Annotated in this window: 3 protein-coding genes, 1 pseudogene and 1 riboswitch; all 4 genes and pseudogenes read left to right on the forward strand. The window is 35.3% G+C overall.

All coding sequences use genetic code 11. The features are described from left to right. Nucleotides 1-394 precede the first annotated feature (394 nt). On the forward strand, nucleotides 395-1,018 hold the full coding sequence (locus VIM70_RS20655) for a hypothetical protein (protein WP_331947675.1): 624 nt from the start codon (nucleotides 395-397) through the stop codon (nucleotides 1,016-1,018). A gap of 978 nt (nucleotides 1,019-1,996) precedes the next feature. Further along, nucleotides 1,997-2,085: riboswitch (cyclic di-GMP riboswitch) on the forward strand. A 504-nt stretch (nucleotides 2,086-2,589) separates the two neighbouring features. Beyond that, on the forward strand, nucleotides 2,590-3,570 hold the full coding sequence (locus VIM70_RS20660) for a polyprenyl synthetase family protein (RefSeq protein ID WP_331947676.1): 981 nt from the start codon (nucleotides 2,590-2,592) through the stop codon (nucleotides 3,568-3,570). Between the two features lie 107 nt (nucleotides 3,571-3,677). Then, nucleotides 3,678-3,839 (forward strand): competence pheromone ComX, encoded by a 162-nt coding sequence (gene comX / locus VIM70_RS20665; RefSeq protein ID WP_331947677.1) that lies wholly within the window; start codon nucleotides 3,678-3,680, stop codon nucleotides 3,837-3,839. Nucleotides 3,840-3,899: 60 nt separating this feature from the next. Further along, nucleotides 3,900-4,880: pseudogene (locus tag VIM70_RS20670) on the forward strand (histidine kinase); the annotation flags it as partial.

Raw genomic sequence — 4,880 nt, forward strand, 5'->3', positions numbered from 1 at the left:
ATCAGAAGGGCGTTTTTTTGAGGATCCAGTACTCTGGATTAGCATGGGAATGATGCTTAGCTTGTTGTCTGGCGTAGAGAATGAGAAGAAGACGTAAGTTTGGATTGTGTCTCAAGTTGGATAGTTTAGATGATTGTGCTCTGAATTAATCTTGATGGTTGCATTACCTATGGTTCCTGGTGTAATACCATCAAAGACCCCTTACCTCTGAGACAGTGGGGTTAGTTAACGTAATCTTTTACATCTGGCGAGCATTTCTGACCATAGTGCCAGGTAGTAGTAGTTCTGTAATGTACGGTTACACGAGTCCCGGATCAGTTAAAAGAAGCCTAGCGACAGATGATATTAATGGAGACAAAGCTCTGTATCCTTAATATTTAACATGGAGGTGAAAATGTTGAAAGAAACTAAGATTATATATTCGACGATAATAGCTGTATTAGGTTTAGGTTTAGGTTTAGGTTTAAGTGTTATTGCTTTAACAGGCCCTGTTATCGTAAAAAATGTTGTTCCGCGTACTGTTGTTTATAGTGGAAATATGTATACATCAGATGTACTTAAACCACAATTTCTTACCAACAACTCAGATGTTGTTATTGTTGGTAAAATAATTAACAAAAATGCTCCTGCAAAAGGAATTCAGCCTGTAGGTCAGAAGAATGAAGTTATTTATACCGACACCAATGTTAAGGTGGAAAAAATAATTAGCAACAAAACGAGTGATCCGATTAAACCTGGAGATACTCTTGTAGTAAGAAGCCTCGGAGGTACAGTTGACAATTTAACGATGAGAACCGATACTGAGACTGTTTTAAAACAGTCTGATAACAAGGTACTGCTATTTTTAGCGGAGCCATCAAAAGATTTAACCCTTCCCACAAGTAATACACCCGTTTATGCAGTAGTTGGCGGATTCCATGGTTCTTTTAGTCTAACATCAGATGGAAATGCCACTAGAGATGTATCCGGTGAAAAACTTGAATTTGATGACTTGACTAAATCATTTTCAACTAAATAAACCCCGATAGGAAATAGCACCGGCGTTCGTCTTTATTGATAGAATGCTGGTGCTATTGTCATAATCTTAAGTGATTTATGGGGTGAGTAGATAGAGAATAAGCCATTGATTAAATCAATAGCTTAGAGGAACGTAATCATGAGGTGCAGAATACTGATCCTCATGAATCTCCGGTTGTAACCGTCTGCCGTGCAAGACTCGGTCTATGGGATTTGGGTAATCAATTTCCCATAAAGATATTACAAAGAATAATTTTTCATTACATTTAAATATATGTATAGTTTCTTTTGCTCTTGTTGCTGGCCTGGTAGCAGGGTCCCTGAGTTTTGGCCCAATATCTGCGATTGCTGGAACTAGTAGTCCTAATGAAGATTCTCTAGCTACTCCTAAATATCAGGTCTATGCACATGGACAAAAGTATGGGGGATAAGCAACGGTAGCAACAGCCTTACTGTGGATTGGACATCACCTTCTGTTTTAATTATTGCAATAATAATAGCTATAATTGGCATTGGAATTGTTAGGCGGAAAAAAATTATAATCAAAGGCATGAAATAAACATTTCTTAAGAAATTGTTGGTTTAACTGCTGTTAAGATAGGCCCCTTTTCCTATACCCTCATGCCAATATTCCTACTACGTTGATTGGACGTTAGATAAAATGTCTATTAATTTTGATTGTTCTGGTTGTTTAGCAGGAGTAGCTTGTGCTGAACGACCAGTTTGGGGGTAGAGATCACATCAAAGTTTTACTATTGCCATAATCTTATAGTGTCAAGCCCAAACGGTGGTTTAAAGAAGGCCTCAGAAAAAGTAAATGGAATGCCTCTAAGTGTTCCGGTTTTTTATTTATATTCGTTAAGGAAACATACAACAATAATTGTCGATATATTACAAAATTCTGTGACATTATCTGACATGAAAGTGCGAAATTTTGTTATATAATTCCTAGTAAGCACTTTAATTTTAGCTACATTAAAAATATAAAAGGCAAACCAGTTGAAAGTCTGGGACGCAAAGTTAGGAGTCTAAGGTACTGAAAAGTACTATGACAGTTCGACTGCCAAATTGTTGGCAGTTTTTTTATTGCCTTGCAATTCAATAATTTACTTTTATTGCTAGATGAGCCAGCTACGACTTCATTGTATGAAGGGGAAATGGTCACAAAACCCTTCTCTCAATAATATGGAATAAATAGATTTTTTGTTCAATGTGTTATGAAAAAATATAAAGTGAATTGAAACGTTCAATAATCTAAAGATCAAAGCAGTTTTTTATAAATGTAGCAGTTGTTAATATTGAGAAAAACATAACACCAGATAGCTATTCGTTTACCCTACACATGATAATCTGGCTACCTGTATGGAGTAACCTATGGTGGGGCGAGGAGAACGACTACGGTGAAGATGGGGTAAAAGATATGATTCCTGAGATATGACCAGGTAGAATAAAGGACTCAAAGTATGAACGTGATGATGATATTCCAGCGGATGAGTGCGTATCAACCGTGCAAATTGACTACTATCAGATAATAGTTTTTTCGGCGCCGGATTTTCAAGCTGTCCTTGACAAATGTCCAGTTCAAACCTATGTACGTTATATTTTACCTTTTTCGAGGAACAGGAGGTAACTAATTTTATGCAAGAAGATTGGGACGTTATCGGACAAGTAATGTTACAATTAGCAAATGACTATTTTCAGGTAAAAGAACTTAAAAACTATATGTCAGAATTCATTACATTCAAAATGAAAGGTCACTTTCCTTTTGGTCAGCTTGTTATTTTTCATTACCAGATGTTTAATGGTCAGTCTAAAGACATCTTTCATGCAGCAGCAGCAGTTGAGTTTATGATTCTTTCTCTGGATATATTTGACGACTTGCAGGATCAAGATAATTTCTCCGTACCTTGGGCTAACATTGATCAGGCTCTAGTTATGAACATAGCTACGGGTCTTCTGATGCTTAGTACAAGAGCATTAGAACAAACTTCATTTGAACGGAATAGAAAGATAATGGCAAACAATTACCTAAATACGTGTGTGCTAAAGGCGATTAATGGTCAACACATTGATCTTATGAATTTGATTGAATCTGAAGAGGATTATATCCAAATGGTTAGAGAAAAGTCAGGGTCCCTTATGGCTTCTGCATGTCTTGTAGGAACAGCCTTAGCTTGCGATAAGCATCATGATAGTGTAAATAACTATGCAGAGCACATAGGGATAATTGCCCAAATCAAGAATGACATAAATGATATCTGTCGTTGGGATGAAAAAAATGATCTGATCAATAAGAGAAAAACTCTTCTTACCTTATATTTACTTAAAAATCAAGAACCCCAGTATCAGTTTACTAGGAACTATTTTAGCGGTAAACTAATGCAAGGGGAATTAATTAAAGACAAAGTAGAAATTCAAGAGTTAATCGAGAAATCTGGTGCCCTTGAATATGCTCATATTATTATGAGGCTAAATCAGTTACAAGCGATTGAACTTATAGATAGTATGGGTATAGTGCAAGAATGGAAAGAAAAGTTGTTGCACTATTTCTAAATCTTCTATTCCCCGCAATATAGTTGCGGGAACTCGCAGTACTGTTAGCGGTGTTAAACGATAGAATTTATGATATTGTTAAAAAATTAAGAAGGGAGGAAAAAGACATGTTGCAAAATGTTGTTGAGTATTTAATACAAAATCCTGATGTGAAAGAGAAAGTGAAAGAGGGTACAGCAAGCTTAATAGGATTAACGAAAATGGAGCAGAAGGCAGTTCTTGATGTTTTCGTAAGTTCTAATAATATCTCGCCACTATTATATTGGTAAATACGAGAGTTACGAAGAGTCAGGATAGCTCCTGGCTCTTTTTCAGGAAGGAAATTTCGCATGGGAAACTTAAAAAAAGGTTTCGTGTTACTAGCTTCAACAGGAATCATTTTGATGTTGTCCTATTACTTGCTATTTGTCACTTTAGGCATTCCCTACATTGGGCTAAGCGTGGAAAAAAATGAATTAGGTACATGGCAGATATCTGATGTGGATCATCTAGGATGGGCAAAACAACAAGGAATCAAAGTTGGAGATACTGTTTCATTAATAAACGAAATTCAACCTAGCGGTTATTTAACAATCCTGCAATATGGTGCCATCGAACAAGCAGAGACATTAGGCATTAATAAAAACGGAGAATTAATCGTATATAAGGTGACAAATAATATGACTCCGGAGCAAGTTCAGTATGATATCGTGTTACCAACACTAGTGCTGGTAATTTTATTATTTTTTTCCTTTTTCTTATATATAAAAAAATTCAATGATAAGTCTGCCCTCTTACTAATTCTCTTTTTTCTAGCTATTGGATTAAGTTATTTAAGTGCTGGAGCTTCTTCTAGGATGGATATTCTAGGGATATACATTAATCGGATTACATTCTCATTAATACCCGTACTCTTTTTGGAATTTTTAAATAATTATTTTAGGCGATATGGGCTTTCTTTGTATAATCGTAAGATTTTATTTCCATTTTATTTATCCAATGGTTTACTTCTTGTTATTAACACATTTTTTCAGATCTACAGATTAAGTTTATCCATTATTAGATATTCCTTTCTTGCTGTCTTTTCAATAAGTATATGTTTATGTCTTTACATTTTAATTTCCCGTTATATTCGTTATAAGAATACTATACACAAACCGGTTTTTAAAATAATAATAGTAGGTTTTTCACTGTCGTTTTTCCCCTTTGTCATCTTAGTGGGTTTTCCAAGTGTTTTATTCGGGGTTGAACTTATACCAGGAGCTCTTGCAGCAGCTTTTTTAGTATTCCTTCCTGTTGTATTTTTATATCTGATTACAGCAAATAGCTTG

The organism is Clostridium sp. (assembly GCF_036569345.1).
In the GTDB taxonomy this organism is placed as follows: Bacteria; Bacillota; Clostridia; order Clostridiales; family Clostridiaceae; genus Clostridium_AD.